Annotated in this window: 15 protein-coding genes; 5 read left to right on the forward strand and 10 right to left on the reverse strand. The window is 66.1% G+C overall.

What is annotated here, in order from left to right:
- Nucleotides 1-385: 385 nt before the first annotated feature.
- Both HXX15_RS14645 and HXX15_RS14650 read left to right on the forward strand, forming a co-directional pair.
- Entirely contained in the window at nt 386-2,548 is a 2,163-nt protein-coding gene (locus HXX15_RS14645; protein WP_296516786.1) for an anthranilate synthase component I, read from the forward strand.
- Nucleotides 2,549-2,683: 135 nt separating this feature from the next.
- Complete coding sequence (locus HXX15_RS14650; protein WP_296516787.1) at nt 2,684-3,229, forward strand: adenine phosphoribosyltransferase; 546 nt, start codon at nt 2,684-2,686, stop codon at nt 3,227-3,229.
- Between the two features lie 194 nt (nt 3,230-3,423).
- Here HXX15_RS14650 and HXX15_RS14655 read toward each other — a convergent pair whose 3' ends face one another.
- From HXX15_RS14655 to HXX15_RS14695, 9 genes are all read right to left on the reverse strand, one after another.
- Nucleotides 3,424-4,092, reverse strand: a complete 669-nt coding sequence (locus tag HXX15_RS14655) for a hypothetical protein (protein WP_296516788.1) — start codon at nt 4,090-4,092, stop codon at nt 3,424-3,426.
- A 57-nt stretch (nt 4,093-4,149) separates the two neighbouring features.
- A complete protein-coding gene (locus HXX15_RS14660) occupies nt 4,150-4,926 on the reverse strand; it encodes a hypothetical protein (protein ID WP_296516789.1) in 777 nt (258 codons plus the stop codon).
- A gap of 324 nt (nt 4,927-5,250) precedes the next feature.
- Nucleotides 5,251-6,426 (reverse strand): M48 family metallopeptidase, encoded by a 1,176-nt coding sequence (locus tag HXX15_RS14665; RefSeq protein ID WP_296516790.1) that lies wholly within the window; start codon nt 6,424-6,426, stop codon nt 5,251-5,253.
- 174 nt (nt 6,427-6,600) lie between these two features.
- On the reverse strand, nt 6,601-7,158 hold the full coding sequence (locus tag HXX15_RS14670; protein WP_296516791.1) for a LemA family protein: 558 nt from the start codon (nt 7,156-7,158) through the stop codon (nt 6,601-6,603).
- A 257-nt stretch (nt 7,159-7,415) separates the two neighbouring features.
- On the reverse strand, nt 7,416-7,796 hold the full coding sequence (locus HXX15_RS14675) for a hypothetical protein (protein ID WP_296516792.1): 381 nt from the start codon (nt 7,794-7,796) through the stop codon (nt 7,416-7,418).
- Between the two features lie 85 nt (nt 7,797-7,881).
- Nucleotides 7,882-8,853, reverse strand: a complete 972-nt coding sequence (locus tag HXX15_RS14680) for a small ribosomal subunit Rsm22 family protein (RefSeq protein ID WP_296516965.1) — start codon at nt 8,851-8,853, stop codon at nt 7,882-7,884.
- A gap of 185 nt (nt 8,854-9,038) precedes the next feature.
- Nucleotides 9,039-12,503, reverse strand: coding sequence for a chromosome segregation protein SMC (gene smc / locus HXX15_RS14685; RefSeq protein ID WP_296516793.1), 3,465 nt, complete (start codon nt 12,501-12,503; stop codon nt 9,039-9,041).
- A gap of 556 nt (nt 12,504-13,059) precedes the next feature.
- Nucleotides 13,060-13,728, reverse strand: a complete 669-nt coding sequence (locus tag HXX15_RS14690) for a DsbA family protein (protein ID WP_296516794.1) — start codon at nt 13,726-13,728, stop codon at nt 13,060-13,062.
- A gap of 132 nt (nt 13,729-13,860) precedes the next feature.
- Nucleotides 13,861-14,361, reverse strand: coding sequence for a DciA family protein (locus tag HXX15_RS14695; RefSeq protein WP_296516795.1), 501 nt, complete (start codon nt 14,359-14,361; stop codon nt 13,861-13,863).
- A gap of 6 nt (nt 14,362-14,367) precedes the next feature.
- On the opposite strand from HXX15_RS14695, the gene mutY reads away from it, so the two are divergent.
- From mutY to HXX15_RS14710, 3 genes are all read left to right on the forward strand, one after another.
- Nucleotides 14,368-15,492: an A/G-specific adenine glycosylase gene (gene mutY, locus HXX15_RS14700; RefSeq protein ID WP_296516796.1), complete on the forward strand. Its 1,125-nt coding sequence runs from the start codon at nt 14,368-14,370 to the stop codon at nt 15,490-15,492.
- Nucleotides 15,493-15,671: 179 nt separating this feature from the next.
- Nucleotides 15,672-16,208, forward strand: coding sequence for a PAS domain-containing protein (locus HXX15_RS14705; RefSeq protein WP_296516797.1), 537 nt, complete (start codon nt 15,672-15,674; stop codon nt 16,206-16,208).
- Nucleotides 16,171-17,499 carry a methyl-accepting chemotaxis protein gene (locus HXX15_RS14710; RefSeq protein ID WP_296516798.1) on the forward strand — a complete coding sequence of 443 codons (1,329 nt, stop codon included), beginning with the start codon at nt 16,171-16,173 and terminating at the stop codon, nt 17,497-17,499. The genes HXX15_RS14705 and HXX15_RS14710 overlap by 38 nt, the downstream gene beginning before the upstream one ends.
- A gap of 3 nt (nt 17,500-17,502) precedes the next feature.
- Here HXX15_RS14710 and HXX15_RS14715 read toward each other — a convergent pair whose 3' ends face one another.
- Nucleotides 17,503-18,183 carry a glutathione S-transferase N-terminal domain-containing protein gene (locus HXX15_RS14715; RefSeq protein ID WP_296516799.1) on the reverse strand — a complete coding sequence of 227 codons (681 nt, stop codon included), beginning with the start codon at nt 18,181-18,183 and terminating at the stop codon, nt 17,503-17,505.
- Between the last annotated feature and the right edge of the window lie 119 nt (nt 18,184-18,302).

Genomic DNA, 18,302 nt, shown 5'->3' on the forward strand with positions numbered 1-18,302 from the left:
TACTGTCCTCGGTCGGCTGTCGTGGGCACCCCTCACGATGATGTCGATGAGCCTCCACTCAAGCTTAGTTGGGTCTCGACATGGTCCGCGGCGTCAGGCGAGTCCATTGCTCCGGGCAGCGTAGCCGGAGTGCGGCGATGCGCAATGCGCGGCTGCAGGGCAGTCCTCCCCCTTTAGTCTCGCCTCCACCGCCCTTGACATCCCCCGCCGCAAAATGCTGGTTTAGCCCAATGCGCAACCTGTCCCGCCCGAGCCGTTATTGGTGGCCCACCTCCTGAAGGTGGCTGGTGCGATTTTGCGTTTTCAATCGTCAGTGGCCGCCGCACATGGCGGCCTTTTGTTGTCCTGTGTGGCGTTCCTCCGGCAAGTTTCGTAAGAGGATCACATGAACAGGACCGTTTTTGCACTGCCGCCGCAGGCCGATTACCGCACCGCCGCCGGCCTCACCGTGTCGCGCGCGGTGCAGAGCCTGACCGGCGGCGATGCGCTCGACAATCTGATCGACCTCTTGGATCGCCGCCGCGGCGTGGTGCTTTCATCGGGCACCACGGTGCCCGGCCGCTACGAGAGCTTCGACCTCGGCTTCGCCGACCCGCCGCTGGTGCTGGAAACCAACGGCACGGCGTTTTCGCTTGAAGCGTTGAACGCGCGCGGCAACGTGCTGATCGCCTTCCTCGGCGACACTCTGGCCGAGCCCTGCGCGGTGATCGACAGCCGGACCGCGACCCGGATCGAGGGCCATATCGTGCGCGGCGAGGCACCGGTCGAGGAGGACCAGCGCACGCGACGCGCCAGCGCGATGTCGCTGGTGCGGGCGCTGGTCGCCGCCTTCGCGTCGCCGGCCGATCCGATGCTCGGCCTGTTCGGCGCCTTCGCCTATGATCTGGTGTTCCAGATCGAGGATCTGGTGCAGAAGCGCGCCCGCGAAGCCGACCAGCGCGACATCGTGCTCTACGTGCCGGATCGGCTGTTAGCCTATGACCGCGCCACCGGCCGCGGCGTCCAGATCGCTTATGAATTCGCCTGGAACGGCGCCTCGACCGCTGGCCTGCCGACCGCCACCCCGGACAGTGTTTATGCCAAGACCGGCCGCCAGGGTTTTGCCGATCACGCGCCCGGCGAATATCCGGCGGTGGTGGAAAAGGCGCGCGCTGCGTTTGCGCGCGGCGATCTGTTCGAGGCGGTGCCCGGGCAATTGTTCGGCGAGGCCTGCGATCGCACCCCGGCGGAAGTGTTCAAGCGGCTGTGCCGGATCAACCCTTCGCCTTACGGCGGGCTGCTCAATCTCGGCGACGGTGAATTCCTGGTCTCGGCCTCGCCCGAAATGTTCGTGCGCTCCGACGGCCGCCGGGTCGAGACCTGCCCGATCTCCGGCACCATCGCGCGCGGCGCCGACGCGATCGGCGACGCCGAGCAGATTCAGAAATTGCTGAATTCGGAGAAGGACGAATTCGAGCTCAACATGTGCACCGACGTCGACCGCAACGACAAGGCGCGGGTCTGCGTGCCGGGTACCATCAAGGTGCTGGCGCGGCGCCAGATCGAGACCTATTCGAAGCTGTTTCACACCGTCGATCATGTCGAGGGCATGCTGCGGCCGGGCTTCGACGCGCTCGACGCCTTCCTGACCCACGCCTGGGCGGTGACGGTGACCGGCGCGCCGAAATTGTGGGCGATGCAATTCGTCGAGGACAACGAGCGCTCGAGCCGGCGCTGGTACGCCGGCGCGTTCGGCGTGGTCAATTTCGACGGCAGCATCAATACCGGGCTCACCATCCGCACCATCCGGATGAAGGACGGCCTCGCCGAGGTCCGGGTCGGCGCCACCTGCCTCTTTGACTCAGATCCGGTCGCCGAGGACAAGGAATGCCAGGTCAAGGCCGCGGCGCTGTTCCAGGCGCTGCGCGGCGATCCGCCGAAGCGGCTCTCCGCCGTGGCGCCGGACGCCACCGGCTCCGGCAAGCACGTGCTGCTGATCGATCACGACGACTCTTTCGTCCACATGCTGGCGGACTACTTCCGCCAGGTCGGCGCCAGCGTCAGCGTGGTCCGCCACATCCACGCGCTGCAGATGCTGAAAGACAACAGCTACGATTTGCTGGTGCTGTCGCCGGGGCCGGGCCGGCCGACGGATTTCAAGATCAAGGCGACCATCGACGCGGCCCTCGCCAAGAACATGCCGATCTTCGGGGTCTGCCTCGGGGTGCAGGCGATCGGCGAATATTTCGGCGGCACGCTCGGGCAATTGGCGCAGCCGGCGCATGGCCGGCCGTCGAAAATCCAGGTCCGCGGCGGCACGCTGATGCGCGGGCTGCCGGACGAGATCGTGATCGGCCGTTACCATTCGCTGTTCGTCGAAGCCGACGGCATGCCCGAGGTACTGCAGGTGACGGCGTCGACTGCGGACGGCGTCGCGATGGCGATCGAGCACAAGACCCTGCCGGTCGGCGGCGTGCAGTTTCACCCCGAATCGCTGATGTCGCTGGGCGGCGAGGTCGGGCTGCGGATCGTCGAGAACGCGTTCCGGCTTGGCCTTCCGGCCAATTGACATGAAACTGTCATTGCGAGGAGCGTAAGCGACGAAGCAATCCAGCAGCCCAGTGCGCGGCGCTCTGGATTGCTTCGCTGCGCTCGAAATGACGAACCGAGCCACCGAGCACATCGCAACCGATCAGAGAGCCCGATGACCCCTGAACTCGCCCACGATCTCAAGGCCAGCGTCCGCACCATTCCGGACTATCCGAAACCCGGCATCATGTTCCGCGATATCACCACGCTGCTCGGCGACGCCCGCTCGTTCCGCCGCGCGGTCGACGAACTGGTGCAGCCCTGGGCCGGCTCCAAGATCGACAAGGTCGCCGGCATCGAGGCGCGCGGCTTCATCATCGGCGGCGCGATCGCCCATCAGGTCTCGTCGGGCTTCGTGCCGATCCGCAAGAAGGGCAAGCTGCCGCATACTTGTGTCAGCATGGAATACGCGCTGGAATACGGCACCGACCATATCGAGATTCACGTCGATGCGATCAAGCCCGGCGAGCGGGTGATCCTGGTCGACGATCTGATCGCCACTGGCGGCACCGCCGAGGGCGCCATCAAGCTGCTGCGCCAGATCGGCGCCGAAGTGGTCGCCGCCTGCTTCATCATCGACCTGCCCGACCTCGGCGGCGCCGACAAGATCCGCGCCATGGGCGTCCCGGTGCGCACCCTGATGGCGTTCGGGGGACATTGAGTGGAGGTGCAGCCGCTGCGTCCGGCCTCGCTCGCAGTGCATGATGACCTCATCCTGAGGAGCGCGTCCAAAGGACGCGCGTCTCGAAGGATGAGATGAACAGCCTCATGGTTCGAGACGGCGCTGCGCGCCTCCTCACCATGAGGGCTCAGTGCACAGGTGAGTGACCGTCGGGCTTCCCTCGCGACGCCGCGTCACGCTCGGGTTTGCGTCAGCTCCAGCTCCAACTCGCGGAAGCTGGTGTAGTTCTTCCGGATCCACTGGTGCAGTTCGGTGGAAGGATCCTTCTCGGTGCGCAGATAGCCGGTGAAGGAGAACGACTGGCGATCGATATAGGTCTTCAGGAACGACGGCAGCGCGCGAATTTTCACGACCCGGCCGCGTGCAAACGCCTGGGGCAATTCGCCGCGCAGCACTTGTTCGTTGTCGATCGTCACCAGCGCGCGCGGCGGGATCTGTTCCTGCAACATCTCGTAGCCGCGCGCCGAGGCGCGGTCGGTGTCGGCGACGAACAGCGCGATCGGCGCCACTTGGCGCCGCGCCGCCTCCTTCATGAAGCCGATTTCGTCGGTCATCCGGAAGAATTCGTCGAAGGCGTGGAAGCCGAGGTCGATCACCTTGGCCACGTCGTCGTGGACGATCAGCCGGTCCATCAGCGCCATCTTGCCGAAGGTGTCGTCGACCTCGGCGGTCTCGGTGATCCGCGGCAGGTAGTCGAGCAGCGACGGCTCTTTCAGGTTGACGTCGAACGCCACCACCGAGCCGCGCTGCAGCAGCAGGAATTCCGACAGCAGCCGCGCGATCAGGGTCTTGCCGACGAACGGCCGCGGCGAGCAGATGATGTAGACCGGGGTGCGGGGCATGGGGCCATATCGGGCGGGTGTTCCGCCCGATATAGCCAAAATCGGCGCCGATGCGAATTATTTCTCGCTGCCGCCGCCGCCCGACGGGGTCGGGGCGCGGCCGGATTTTTCCTTGCCGACCAGGTCGGTGAGCTTGATGCGGTCGAACTCGCTCCAGACATTGGCAAGCCAGTGCCGGACGTAGCCGCGCAGCACGAAGGAATAGTTCGCGGCCTCGTCATCGACGCCCTTGTTGGCGACGAATTTCAGAAACGGCACCTTTGAGACCTCGACCTGCTCATAGGCCATCTCGTTGAGCTTCGGAATCGTCAGCTCGACGGCATCCTTGATGCGGTGGAAATACGAGTTGTAGGTCGCCTGGTCCCATTCGAAGAAGCTGGTGTTGTTGATGAAGTTCTTCACCAGGTAATATTTGGCGCCCTGCATGAAGCCGGCGGTCTCGGCGATCTCGTCCAGCGAGGCGATCGAGGGGCCCAGTATGTGGAACACCGCGAAGGTGATCTGGCCGCTTTTGGCGGCGTCGAGAAAGCCGATGTCGCGCAGGTTCGCCAGCGCCGTCGACAGCAGGCCGGCGCGGACGTCGATCACCGTGACCGAAGGCACGTTGTTGTTGAGCGTGTCGAAGATCTTCATCTGGTCCGCGGTCGACGTCATGTCGACGATCTCGGTGATCTCCGGATGAAAGCGCTTCAAGGTACCGCGCGGCGATTCGGTGTCGAAGGCGCGGGTCGGCACGTTGTTGGCGCTGAAATAGTCCAGCAAGGTTCGCGACACCGTGGTCTTTCCCACGCCGCCCTTGTCGGCACCCACTACGATGACTGCTGGCTTCGCCATGAGATTCCTTTTTGGGCCAAATTAATCCGCGCCGGCGCGAGCGAGACTCACGCGGGCGGACTGCCCTGACTGCTTTGGGCGCGAACATGGCAGAAACAAGGGATAATTCAATTGCCGCGGCCGCGGCCGAGCAAAATCTCAACAAAATCGTGCGGGATCGGGAAGCGAAGGAGGCAAAGATCCGTCATTCCGGGGCGCGAGCACTTGCGAGCGAACCCGGAATCTCGCCACACGACCTGCCCGCAAGATTCCGGGTTCGCTCGCGGCTCGCGCCGCTCGCGCCCCGGAATGACTGGATCGCTGGCGTTCGGCGTTCGGGCGCGCTTACGCCCGCTTGCCCCAGGGGCCGCGCAGGAAACCCTTACGGGCGGGCGCTGCTGGCTTGGGAGCGCTCCAGGGGCCGGGGGGATCGCCCGCGTCACCGGCCTGCGTCGGATCGCCGGCCGGTTCGGCGTCGTCGTCCGATGCGGTCGGCTCCGACGGCAGCGGCAGCGGACCGGGATCGTGGCCGCCGGCGAATTTGACCAGCGCGGCGACCCGGGAATCCACCGAGGGGTGGGTGGCGAACAGGTCGGCGAAACCCTCGCGCGGATTGTCGAGGCACATTTCCATCACCGCCGAGGTGGCGCCGTTGAGTTCGCCGCGGTTCTCGATCTTGCGCAGCGCCGTGATCATGGCGTCGGGATTCTTGGTCAGCTCCACCGAGCCGGCGTCGGCGAGGAATTCGCGCGAGCGCGATAGCGCCAGCCGCACCACCTGAGACAGCGCCCAGGCCAGCGCAATCAGTACCACCGCCAGCAGCACCGCGAGGATCGCCCCGCCGCCGCCCTTGCGGTCGCCGCTCGAGGACGACGACGATGATGACGAGGAGGATGAGCCGCCGCCGAAATTCCAGCTCGAGTTGAAGAACAGCCGGAACATCAGCTCGCCGGCGAATCCGACCACACCGGCGATGATCACCGCGATCACCATCATCTGCACGTCGCCATTGCGGATGTGGGTCAGTTCATGGCCCAGCACCGCCTCGATCTCCTGATCGTTCAGCGCAGCCAGCAGGCCCGAGGTCACGGTGACGGCGTATTGCCTCGGGTTCAGTCCGGTGGCGAAGGCGTTCAGCGCTTCGCTGTCCATCACCTTCAGCTTCGGCATCGGGATGCCGCGCGAGATGCAGAGGTTCTCCAGCAAATTATACAGCCGCGGCTGCTCCTGCCTTGTGACGTCGCGGCCGCCGGTGATGGCGTCGATCATCTTCTGGTGGAAGAAATACGCGATCACGATCCACAGCGCCGCCGCTAGGGTGGCGAACGGGAACGCCTTGACCAGATCGCGCGTCGCGGCGGCGAGATAATAGTCGATCGGCGCGTCGCTGTTGATCAGCACCTCGGCGATCAGCGCGCCGGCGAATACCAGCACGTAGATCAGCAGAAACAGCCCGCCGAGCAGCAGCATCGAACGAAACTTGTTCGAGGCGATGTGAGTGTAGAGACCATACGCGGCCATGATGGCTGGCTCCTGGAGAGTCGTACCTGCAATCCCACGGTCGTCATTCCGGGGCGCGAGCCGCTAGGCGAGCGAACCCGGAATCTCGCCGCAGAACGAGGCGCTGCGGCCTGGCCGCTAGATTCCGGGCTCGCGCGCAGCTGACGCTGCTCGCGCCCCGGAATGACAGGTGGCTCAGAACTTGACCTGCGGCACCTGCTCGACCTGGCTGCGGGTTTCGCCGAGATCGAAGAAATCCTTGTGGGTGAAGCCGAGGGGCGCTGCGAACAGCGCCGCCGGCATCTGCTGGATCCCGGTATTGTATTCCTGTACGGCGTTGTTGAAGAAGCGCCGGCTGGCGGCGATCTTGTTTTCGATGTCGGACAGCTCCGACTGCAACTGCTGGAAATTGGCGTTGGCCTTGAGGTCGGGATAGGCCTCCGACAACGCGATCAGCTTGCCGAGCGCGCCGCTCAGCATGTTCTCGGCGGCGGCGACCTGGCCCGGGCCCTGCGCCGACAGCGCGGCGTTGCGCGCCTTGACCACGTCGTCGAGCGTGCCGCGCTCGTGCGCCGCATAGCCCTTCACGGTCTCGATCAGGTTGGGGATGAGATCGTGGCGTTGCTTCAGCTGCACGTCGATGTCGGCGAAGGCCTGGTCGACGCGCTGGCGCAGCGCCACCAGGCGGTTGTAGGCCGCGAACGCGAACAGCACGAGCGCGACGATGAGCCCAAGAAAAATCCAGCCGGACATGACAAGCGACTCCTGATGAGACGACGACGACCCTGACTGTAGACCATAACGCGGCCACGGGGCAGGGGCCGCGGGAGCGATGCGGCATTGCTTGGTCGTCGCGGGAGCCGGATAAGTTCAGCGGGAAGGGCGAAGGTGCGCGCCCTCATCCTGAGGAGCCGCGTCTTCGCGGCGTCTCGAAGGATGAGGGCATGCAGCCTCATGGTTCGAGACGGCGCAAGAGCGCCTCCTCACCATGAGGCTCCGGCTTCGGCTGCCTACGGCTTGGCCATATGCCAGGCGCCGTTGAGGAAGCCGTCGCCATTGGTTTCGCCGGGGGCGGTGTCCTTCTTGAAGGTGTAGAGCGGCTTGCCCTTGTAGGCCCACATCTTCTTGCCGTCGTCGCGCACCACGATGGTCATGTCGGCGGTCGGCTTGGCGTCGTCCGCCGCGATTAGCGCCGGCCAGTTCTCGGCGCAAGGGCCGTTGCACATCGACTTGCCACCGGCATCCTTGTCGAAGGTGTAGAGCGTCATGCCCTTGGCATCGACGAAGGCCTTGCCCTTGGGCGTGTCGGCGGTCTTCAGCATCTGCGCCGAGGCGGCGGATGACGCAAGCATGAAAGTCAGAGCCGCGATGGCGGCGAACGATCTGGACATCGGTGTTACTCCTGATGAAATGGCGCGGACGCGGAGGCGTCGATGAGACAAACGCCGCCGCTGGCGAATTATTCCGCCGTCCCCATCACTCGTCGAACACCGCGTCGCCCCAGCTCAATTTGCGGAAACGCGCGTAGTGCGGCTTGTCGCGGCGCGGCGCCCCCGCGCGCACGATGCCGTGAGCGGTGCAGAGTTTCGCCGTCACCGCGATCTTGGTCAGCTCGGGCTGCGCCAACACCCGCGATGGCCGTTGCGGCGGCGGCGCGCGGGTCAGGGTGACGTAAATGAATTTTTCGTCCTCATAGGGAAGTTCGGCGGCCTTGAGGTGTTGATGCGCGCGGGAGCGCGGCAGCCGCTGGGTGAAGTGACACCAGTCCGGCGCGGCCAGCGGGCATTCGTCGTCATGCGGGCACGGCGCGATCACGTGCGCGCCTTGCGCGATCAATTGCCGGCGCAACGCCAGAACACGCTGATAGCCCGCCGGCGTGCCGGGCTCGACGATCAGCAGCGTGTCATTGGTCTTGCGCCATGCCAGATCGGCGAATTTTTCGCGCCGGGCATCGTTCAGCTCGTTGATCATGTAGCTGGCGATTACCAGATCGGCGGCCGGCGCCTCGGCGAGTAGCGCCAGCGCTTCGCCGCGCCGGTAGCGCATCGCCGCGAGCCGGGTGTCGCGTGCCAGCTCCAGCGCCAGCGCGCTCAGCGCCGCATTGGCGTCGATCAGCTCGAAGCCGCGCAGCGAGGCGAACGCCGTCGCCGCAGCCCAGCTCGCGGTGCCGGGACCGGCGCCGAGATCGAGCAGCGTCTGCGGCGCGAAATCCGGTCGCACCTCGTTCAACGCGTTCAGGCAAGCTGCGACCGCCGCATAGGTCGCGGGCATCCTCGCCGCCGCATAGGCCAGCGCGTCGGTGGCGCTGCGGATCGCCTGCGAGCCGCCGCCGTCGCGATAGGTCTGCGAGATCGATGCCGCCCGCGCCGCGGCGTCGTTGCGCGACAGCCCATGCAGCGCGCGGTCCAGCGCGATGGTCAGTTCGGCGGGCAGCGCGGGAGATATCATCGCGGCGGCGAGGGAATCGTCACCCACCCCTGGAGGGGGAGGGTCGCCTGCCGCAGGCAGGCGGGGTGGGGTGGGGCCACGCCGATGCTCATTTGATCCAATCAATTCGCGCAATGCGCGGCGGCGATCACCCCACCCCGGTTCGCTGCGCTCACTTCACCCTCCCCCTCCAGGGGAGGGTGAAGTCACGCCACGTGCTGATCGAGGATGTTGACTGCGTCCTGCAGATTGACCGAGACCAGTTGCGAGACGCCGCGCTCCGCCATGGTGACGCCGTACAACCGGTTCATCCGCGCCATCGTGATCGGGTTATGCGTGATGATGATGAAGCGGGTGTCGGTGGTCGAGGTCATCTCGTGCAGCAGGTCGCAGAACCGCTCCACGTTGTGATCGTCGAGCGGCGCGTCGACTTCGTCCAGCACGCAGATCGGCGACGGATTGGTCAGGAACACCGCGAAGATCAGCGACAAAGCGGTCAGCGCCTGCTCGCCACCGGACAACAGCGACAGCGTCTGCGGCTTCTTGCCGGGCGGCTTGGCGATGATCTCGAGTCCGGCTTCCAGCGGATCGTCGCTTTCGATCAGCTTCAATTCGGCCTCGCCGCCGCCGAACAGCACCACGAACAGCCGCTTGAAATGGCCGTTGACGATGTCGAACGAAGTCAACAGCCGCTCGCGGGCTTCCTTGTTCAGGCTCTGGATGCCCTGGCGCAGCCGTTTGATGGCTTCGACCAGGTCGTCGCGTTCGGTGGTGAGCCCGGTATGCTGGGCCTCGACCTCGTGCAGTTCTTCCTCGGCGCGCAGATTGACGGCGCCGAGCCGCTCGCGGTCGCGGCGCAGCTTGTCGAGATTCTCCTCGACCTCGGCCAGCGCCGGCAATTCGGCGTCTTCCTTGATCTCGGCCAGCGCCGCTGCGCCCTGCGGCTCGACCTCGAGCATGTCGCGGACCTCGCGCTCGATGTCGTCGAGCCGGCGGCGGGCGCCCTCCATCCGTTCCTCGGCGCGGGCGCAGGCTTCGCGCGCGCTGGACAGCGCTTCCAGCGAGATCTTGGCGGCGCGGTCGGTCTCCGCCATCGCCTGCTCGGCAGCGGCCAGCGCGTCGGCGGCGGCGCGGCGATCGGTCTCGGCGTATTCGATCTCGGTGATGATCGCGCTGCGCTTCTCGGCGAAGATCGCCGGTGCGTTGTCGAGCTCGGCGCGTTCGATGCCGAGTTCGGTAACCCGAGCCTCGATGGTGGCGAGCTGCGACGCCGCGCTCTGCTTGCGGCCGTGCCAGGCGCTGCGCTCGGCGACGATCGCCTGCAGCCGCTTGTCGGCGAGTTCGGCCTCGCGCGCCAGCGCCTGCGCCTCGGCGCGGACCTGCGCGGCGAGCCGGCGGCGGCCGTCGATATCGCCGCGCACGGCGGCAAGCCGCGCCTCGTTCTCGTCGCTCGGCGGCAGTTCCTCGATCGCCGCGATCGCGCTCTCATAGGCCGCCTGCGCCTCGGCGCGGTCGGCGGTGACGCGGCTATGGGCTTCGGCCAGCGCCGATTTGCGCGAGGCGTGGCGGTTGATCTCGCGTTCGGTGGCGGCATGACGCTCGCGCGCGGCGTCGACCTCGCGGCGGGTGGCGCGCAGCGCTTCGCGCGCCGAGGTTTCGGCGGCGGCGGCGGCTTTCAGCTCGGACTCGGCGGCATCCAGCGCCTGCCGCTTGGCGGCGGCGTCGATCCGCGCCTGCTCCAGTTCGTTCTCGATCTCGACCAGCCGTGCGCGTTCGGCCAGCCGGCGCGCCGCGCCGGTCGGCGCATGCGCCGCGGCCACAAAGCCGTCCCAGCGCCAGACGTCGCCTTCCAGCGACACCAGCCGCTGCCCGGTCGCCAGCTTTGCGACCAATTCGTTGCCGCGCTCTTTGGCGACGACGCCGATCTGCGCCAGCCGCCGTGCCAGTTCGGGCGGCGCGGTGACGTGGGTCGCGAGCGATTCGACGCCATGCGGCAGCGCCGGATCGCCGTCCTGCACGCCGACATCGGTCCAGCGCATCGGCGCCGAGGGATCGACCGGAGCGTCGAGATCGTCGCCGAGCGCGGCGCCGATCGCCTTCTCGTAGCCCTTGGCAACGCTGATGCCGTCGATGATCGGCGGCCACAGATTCTTGCTCTCGCCATTGACCAGCTTGGAGATGGTGCGGGCCTCGGTCTCCAGCCGCTGTACCCTTTTGTCGGCTTCCGACAACGGAGCGCGGGCGGATTCCAGTTGCTGGCGCGCCTCGACATGGGCGGATTCGAACGCCGCAACGGCGGCTTCGGATTCGGCCAGGGTCTGCTGCGCGTTCTCCATCGCCGCGGTCAGCGCGTCGAGATCGCCGGCCGCGATGGTCTGCTGCGCCAATTTGTCGACTTCGCCGAGCACGCCGGCGATTTCCGAATCCAGCCGCGCCAGCCGATCGCGGTGGCTGCGCACGCCGGCCTCGAACTGATTGCGCCGCGCGGTGAGCTGCGCCAGCGCGGTGGTGAGCTCGGCGAACAGCCGCTCGGAATCCGCCAGCGTTGCCTCCGCTTCGGCGACGCGCTCATCGACGCCGCCGCGCTGCTCGACGCGCTGGCGGATTTCGTCCTTCAGCTCGGTATCCTCGACCTCGAGCCGCGCCAGCGCGACGTCGGCGTCGGCCGCATGCTGCTGCTCGCGCTCGACGTCGGCGCCAAACTGCAGCAGCCGGCGATCGAGTTCGGCGACGCGATCCTTGGCGCGCTGCTCCTCGCGGTCCAGCGTCTCGCGGGCGTTGGTGAGCCGCTGCAATCCGGCGGCGGCGCGGGCCTCGGCCTCGCGCAACGACGGCAGCGCCGAAGCGCGGTCGGCCTGGATGCGGGCGGATTCGGCCTGCTCGCGGGTGCGCTCGGCCAGTTCGCGGACGTTGAGGTCGTGGATCCTGGCGGCTTCCACCACTTCGGCGTTGGCCTCGAGCCAGCGCAGATGGAACAGCATCGCCTCGGCCTTGCGCACCTTGGCGGCGACTTCGCGGAACCGGATCGCCTGCCGCGCCTGCTTCTTCAGCCCGTCGATCTGCCCGGCGAGCTGGCCGATCACGTCCTCGACGCGGGTGAGGTTGGTCTCCGCCGCCTTCAGCCGCAGCTCGGCCTCATGCCGGCGCGCGTGAAGCCCGGCGACGCCGGCGGCGTCTTCCAGCACGCGCCTGCGCTGTTCCGGCTTGGCCTGGATGATCTCGCCGATCTTGCCCTGATGCACCAGAGCCGGCGAGCGCGCGCCGGTGGCGGCATCAGCGAACAGCAATTGCACGTCGCGGGCGCGGACATCGCGGCCGTTGATGCGATAGACCGAGCCGGCCTCGCGCTCGATCCGGCGGGAGATTTCCAGAATCTCGGCATCGTTCATCGCCGCTGGCGCGGTGCGGTCGGTATTGTCGATCGTCATCACCACTTCGGCGTGGTTGCGCGACGGCCGATTGCCGGAGCCGGCGAAGATCACCGCGTCCATGTCGGCGGCGCGGAGAGATTTATGGGACGTCTCGCCCATCGCCCATCGCAGCGCCTCGACCAGGTTCGACTTGCCGCAGCCGTTCGGCCCGACCACGCCGGTCAGGCCGGGCTCGATGACGAAATCGGTCGGCTCGACGAAGGACTTGAATCCATGCAGGCGAAGGCGCGTGAGTTTCATAAAGCGATGCTCGGTTGGCCGCGATTCTGTCGGCTGCCTACGAATCTCTCAACCCTGACAATACCATATCTGGTGTGCCCGGGTCAGATTCGGTCCGCCGCCTGCGGCTCTGTTGAGGGCCGACAATGGCGAGGCGAAGGCGGCAGGGCAACCGTGGAACCGGGCTTTTCCAGAGGTTTAGGGGGTGGGACGACTCGCCTCTCGGCGAGGAGGGCAATCCTGTGGCGGCTAAGAATCAGCGACGATCGCGGCGAACTCGGCATGCAATCCAGGAGGCGTGAGGCGCAGCTGGCTTCAGCATTTTCCTCGGTCATCGCCCGGCTTGACCGGGCGACCCAGTACTCCAGAGTGGCAGTGATGATTCAGGAGCGCTCTAGAATACTGGATCCCCGCTGTCGCGGGATGACGGCAGTTGATGATGTAGCGCCGTCCGTGATCTCGTGGTGTTGCCGCGCGACGCGCGTATCGCCCACCCGACCCGGCTTCGCTGCGCTTCGCCGGGTCATTCTCCCCGCAAGGGGGAGGGAGAAGAACGCGCGGCTTCAGTGCAACGGCTTCAGCTCTTCAGCAGCGGGTTGATCCGCTTGGAAAATTCCTCGAACGAGGTTTCGCCCTTCAGCATTTCGCCATTGATGAAGAAAGTCGGGGTCGAATTCACCTTCAACACCTCGTTGGCGTATTTCTGGTCGGCGGCGATCTTGTCGAGCAGCGCCTGGTCCTTCAGGCAGGCTTCCACCGCCTCGCCGGACAGGCCGGCCTGCTTGCCGATCAGCTTCAGCGATTCGGTGGTGTTCTTCATCACCCAGTCGCTCTGCTGCTTGAACAACAGGTCGCTGACGGCGAAATATTTGCCGGCGTCGTCCTTGGCGATGCAGCGCGACAGCATCGAGCCGGCCGCGGCTTTCAGGTCGAGCGGGAACTCGCGGAAGATGTAGCGGATCTTGCCGGTGTCGATGAATTCCTTCTTGAGCTGCGGAAACACCTGCTCGTTGAAGGCCGCGCAATGTGAGCAGGTCATCGAGGCGTATTCGGTGATGGTGACCGCGGCATCGGCGGGGCCGAGCGCCATGTCGGGCAGCGACACCGGCTTGGCGACCTCGGCGGCGCTCGCCGCGGCGGTGCTCTGGGCGAAGGCCGCGTCGATCAGGCGCAGCGGCGACAGGCCGGCGAGGGCGGCAAGTCCAGTCAGCGACAGGGTGGCGGTAAAGGCACGGCGCGTGATCATCGAAGGGCTCCCGGATCGGCGTCTGGCGCCGCAACAACCAAACGGCGCGTCGCGCCGCAGAACGGACTATTTGGCTAGCTTGAAACCGGAATTGTGGCAATGGCAGGCCGCGGCGGCCGGCTTCAACACAACTCAATTGCGCTTGATCGAGGCCCCGAGCCGGGCCAGCGCGGCGCGCAGTTCCTGGTCCTCGACGCAATCCAGCGTGGCGGCGACTTTGGCCACCGCGGCGGGGTCGGGCGCTGCGGGCGGTTTCTTCCCCGGCCGGTGCGACAGCGGCGCCTGCCGCAGCGCCAGCCGGCCGACCGCGCTCCAGCCGAAGAAGCGGTTGACGCGTTGCAGGATCGCATCGGAGGCGTGCTGGATTTCCAGCGCCATCGGGCCTTCGACCCGCAGCACCAGCGTCGCCGGCTCCTGCTGCTGGCCCTCGACCGGGCGCGGCCACTGGATCTTCAGCGGCTCGGAATGCGCGGCAACCTCGGCGCCGGCGATCTCGGCCCAGCGCGTCACCAGTTCCCGCGCCGCGAAACCCTGCCGCGCATAGGCGTCGTTAAAGACGTCGCCGAGCAGCACCGACAGCGGCTTGGCGAACATCGCACCGGGCTTGAAGATGGGAGGCGGCTTTGCGACCATGACACTATGAGTCTAGCAGGCGCGGCGACACGACGAAAGCAATCGGTCAAGCAATCCCCGGCCTCCGCGCGGGACGAGATGCTGGCGCGGCGGCCGGCGGCACTGCTCGCCTGGTACGATCGCCACCGCCGCAAATTGCCGTGGCGGCCGGCGCCGGGAGTCGCCGCCGATCCATATGCCGTGTGGCTGTCGGAGATCATGCTGCAGCAGACCAGCGTGCAGGCGGTCGGCCCGTATTTCGAAAAATTTCTGACGCGCTGGCCGGATGTCGCCGCGCTCGGCGCCGCCACCCAGGATGAGGTGCTGCGGATGTGGGCCGGGCTCGGCTATTACTCCCGCGCCCGCAATCTGCACGCCTGCGCGGTCGCAGTGCGGAACGACCATGGCGGCGCGTTTCCAGACACGGAGGAAGGTCTGCGCGCGTTGCCGGGGATCGGACCCTATACTGCGGCGGCGATCGCCGCGATCGCGTTCGGCCGCCAGACCATGCCGGTCGACGGCAATATCGAACGCGTGGTGTCGCGGCTGTTCGCGGTGGAACAGGCTTTGCCGAAGGCCAAGCCGCAGATCCAGCAACTCGCGGAAACGCTGCTCGGCCCAACGCGCGCCGGCGACAGCGCCCAGGCGCTGATGGATCTCGGCTCCTCGATCTGCACGCCGAGAAAACCGGCCTGCGCGCTGTGCCCGCTCAACGATGGTTGCGTCGCGCGGCTGCGCGGCGACTCCGAGACCTTTCCGCGCAAGGCGGCAAAGAAGACCGGCGCGCTGCGGCGCGGCGCTGCCTTCGTGGTGACGCGCGGCGACCAGCTGCTGGTCCGCACCCGCGCCGAAAAGGGTCTGCTCGGCGGCATGACAGAGGTTCCGAGTTCCGATTGGCTCGCCGCGCACGACGACAAAGCCGCGCTGCGGCAGGCCCCCGTGTTACAGGCGCGCGCGCGCTGGCATCGCAAGTCGGGCGTGATCAGCCACGTGTTCACGCATTTCCCGCTGGAACTCGTGGTCTACGTCACGCGCGTCGCCGGTCGTTCCCGCGCGCCGGACGGCATGCGTTGGATCGATGTCGCAACGTTGCACGCCGAAGCGCTGCCCAATCTGATGCGCAAGGTGATCGCGCACGGTCTCGGCAGTTGACGAACTGTGTGTAAAGACAATCCAACAGTTCAGTGTCAAGTAATCAGCACAATTACGGATCGTTTTGCATGCCGCAAATTTTAGCGCGCAACTGGGCCATCAATGCTGGCTTCTTAAGTCAAACTTAATCGGGGTTTCTAATAACAGACGACGTGTGTTGTACGCTGGCGGAGTGAGTAGTGGTGGAGAAGGTGAAACCGAGCGGCCGTGAATCGTTCTTTCCGGCGAGCGAAATGATCGTCTCCAAGACCGACCTGAAGGGACGCCTGACTTACGCCAACCGGCTGTTCTGCAAGGTCGCGGGCTACACCGAAGCCGAACTGATCGGCCAGCCGCACAGTATCATCCGGCATCCCGACATGCCGCGCGCGGTGTTCAAGCTGTTGTGGGACACCATCGAGACCGGCCAGGAGATCTTCGCCTATGTGAAGAATCTGGCGCATTCCGGCGATCACTATTGGGTCTTCGCCCACGTCACGCCGTCGTTCGGCGCCAATGGCGCGATCGTCGGCTATCACTCCAATCGCCGAGTGCCGAACCGCAAGGTTCTCGAAACCGCGATCATCCCGCTCTACGCCGAGGTGCTGCGGATCGAGAACAGCCACACCAATGGCAAAGACGCCCTCGCCGCCGGCCACAAGGCGCTGGTTGATTTCGTCGCATCGCAGAAAGTCGGCTATGACGAACTTGTGTTCTCTCTCCAAAGCGCAGCTTAACATCGCCATCGTCATCGTGGTGTCGGCGATCGCGCTGGTACTCGAGGCGTTCGATTTTCGAACCGCGGCGATGACGATCCAAGCCACCGCAATCCTGTCCTCTGCGGTCGCGCTTTACAACATGATGCAGACCACGTGGCTGATCCAGCAGGCCCGCGATGTCTGCGTGCGGATCGCCGCCGGCGATTTCGAGGCGCGGATTCTGTCGATCCCAGATAACGGCCGGACCGGAGACCTGCTCAACGCGGTCAACGACATGATCGATGGCTGCGACGCCTTCGTGCGCGAGGCGACGGCGGCGATGGCCGCGGTTCATCGCAACAAATATTTCCGCCGCATCCTGCCGGGCGGGCTGCACGGCGCGCTGTTGCAGGGGGCTAACACCATCAACGCCGCAACCGAAAGCATCGAACAGCGGATCAAGAGCTTTCAGGAGCAAACCTCGAGTCTCGAAAATGCGGTGAGTTCCATCGTCGGAGCGCTGGACAGCGGGTCCGCCGAGATGAAGGACACCGCAGGCAGCCTGCAGAAAGGCGCATCGACCACGCGGCAGCGGCTGAGCTCGGTCGCGGTGGCCTCCGAACAGGCGACGGCGAGCATGCGCTCGGTGGCCTCCGCGACGGCGGAGTTGTCGTCCAGCGCCAGCGGCGTGGGTGCGGATATCGATCGCTCCGCGCAGATCGTCGGACGAGCGGTGACGCGGGTGGCGGAAGCCGCTACCAATGTCGACGTGTTGCGTAAGGTCGCCGAGCGCATCAACGAAGTCGTTAAGGCGATCAACGTGATCGCCAGCCAGACCAACCTGCTGGCGCTCAACGCCACCATCGAGGCGGCCCGCGCCGGCGAAGCCGGCCGCGGATTCGCCGTGGTGGCGCACGAGGTCAAGGCGTTGGCGACGCAGACCGCCGACTTCACCGCCGAGATCGAGACTCAGGTCGGAGAGGTCCAGGCCGCGGCCGACAGCGTCGGCAGTTCGATCGCGGAGATCGGCGCGGTGATCGCGGAGGTCGACGCCATCACCGGAAAGGTTCACCAGGCGGCCGAAGCCCAGTCGAACGCGACCGCCGTCATCGCGCGGAATATCGACCAAGCGTTCGCGGTGGTCAGCGACATCGCCGTCGATATTCATGCGATCACACGGGACGCTGAGAATACCGAACGCTATGCGGCATCGACCCTGTCGGCCTCGACCGATCTGTCGTCGCAGTCGGGGCACCTGACCCACGAAATCCGCGGCTATCTCGACCAGGTCAGGAAGGACCTGGTCGATCAGGCGCACGCTGCGGCGTAACGATCAAGCCGCCTTGGTGGCGAGGTGCTTGAACATGTTGGCGCGCGCCTCGTCGTCCATTTCGGTCTTCCACTTGAACCGATCCTTCAGCGCGATCGCCTTTGCGGTGGCGGGCCGCGCCGAGATTTCGTCGACCAGCCGCTTGACGTGCGGCAGTTTCGGAAACGCGTCGTCGCCGAGAATGAACGGCACCATCCGCGCCCAGCCCCAGACGTCCATGTCGACGATGCTGTAGGCGTCGCCGACCATGTAGCGGCGACCGGCGAGGTGGTCGTTGAGAATCTCGAAATGCCGCAGCGCCTCGTACTGGTAGCGGTTGTGCGCGTAGTCGACCTTCTCCGGCGCGAAGTGCTTGAAGTGAACCGCCTGGCCGGAGAACGGACCGACGCCGGTGGCGACGAACATCAGCCAGCTCAGCAGCTCGCCGCGATAGGCCGGGGCGGGCAGGAATTTGCCGGTCTTCTCGGCGAGATAGAGCAGGATGGCATTGCTGTCGAACACGATGACGCCGTCGTCGTCGATCGCCGGCACCTTGGCGTTCGGATTGATCGCCAGATAGTCCGGCTTGAACTGGTCGCCGACCCTCGTGTCGACCGGCACCGGCTCGTAGACGAGCCCGGCCTCTTCCAGAAACAGCGCGACCTTGGTCGGATTCGGCGAGCCGTTGAAGTAGAACTTCAGCATCGAGAACTCCTAGTCAGTTTGTTGGCGAGGCGACCGCGTGCGGAGGGACGGAATGCGGCTGCCCACTCCCGTGCTTGGGTTCCACGGGAAGTGCAAACGACGAAATTGTGAGCGGTCGC

This window comes from Rhodopseudomonas sp., from assembly GCF_013377015.1.
Classification (GTDB): Bacteria; Pseudomonadota; Alphaproteobacteria; order Rhizobiales; family Xanthobacteraceae; genus JARJEH01.

What these genes read in the sequence shown, in the direction of transcription:
- HXX15_RS14645 (WP_296516786.1), top strand. Translation starts at nt 386, where the DNA reads ATGAACAGGACCGTTTTTGCACTGCCGCCGCAGGCCGATTACCGCACC.
- HXX15_RS14650 (WP_296516787.1), top strand. Translation starts at nt 2,684, where the DNA reads ATGACCCCTGAACTCGCCCACGATCTCAAGGCCAGCGTCCGCACCATT.
- HXX15_RS14655 (WP_296516788.1), bottom strand. Translation starts at nt 4,092, where the DNA reads ATGCCCCGCACCCCGGTCTACATCATCTGCTCGCCGCGGCCGTTCGTC.
- HXX15_RS14660 (WP_296516789.1), bottom strand. Translation starts at nt 4,926, where the DNA reads ATGGCGAAGCCAGCAGTCATCGTAGTGGGTGCCGACAAGGGCGGCGTG.
- HXX15_RS14665 (WP_296516790.1), bottom strand. Translation starts at nt 6,426, where the DNA reads ATGGCCGCGTATGGTCTCTACACTCACATCGCCTCGAACAAGTTTCGT.
- HXX15_RS14670 (WP_296516791.1), bottom strand. Translation starts at nt 7,158, where the DNA reads ATGTCCGGCTGGATTTTTCTTGGGCTCATCGTCGCGCTCGTGCTGTTC.
- HXX15_RS14675 (WP_296516792.1), bottom strand. Translation starts at nt 7,796, where the DNA reads ATGTCCAGATCGTTCGCCGCCATCGCGGCTCTGACTTTCATGCTTGCG.
- HXX15_RS14680 (WP_296516965.1), bottom strand. Translation starts at nt 8,853, where the DNA reads ATGATATCTCCCGCGCTGCCCGCCGAACTGACCATCGCGCTGGACCGC.
- smc (WP_296516793.1), bottom strand. Translation starts at nt 12,503, where the DNA reads ATGAAACTCACGCGCCTTCGCCTGCATGGATTCAAGTCCTTCGTCGAG.
- HXX15_RS14690 (WP_296516794.1), bottom strand. Translation starts at nt 13,728, where the DNA reads ATGATCACGCGCCGTGCCTTTACCGCCACCCTGTCGCTGACTGGACTT.
- HXX15_RS14695 (WP_296516795.1), bottom strand. Translation starts at nt 14,361, where the DNA reads ATGGTCGCAAAGCCGCCTCCCATCTTCAAGCCCGGTGCGATGTTCGCC.
- mutY (WP_296516796.1), top strand. Translation starts at nt 14,368, where the DNA reads ATGAGTCTAGCAGGCGCGGCGACACGACGAAAGCAATCGGTCAAGCAA.
- HXX15_RS14710 (WP_296516798.1), top strand. Translation starts at nt 16,171, where the DNA reads ATGACGAACTTGTGTTCTCTCTCCAAAGCGCAGCTTAACATCGCCATC.
- HXX15_RS14715 (WP_296516799.1), bottom strand. Translation starts at nt 18,183, where the DNA reads ATGCTGAAGTTCTACTTCAACGGCTCGCCGAATCCGACCAAGGTCGCG.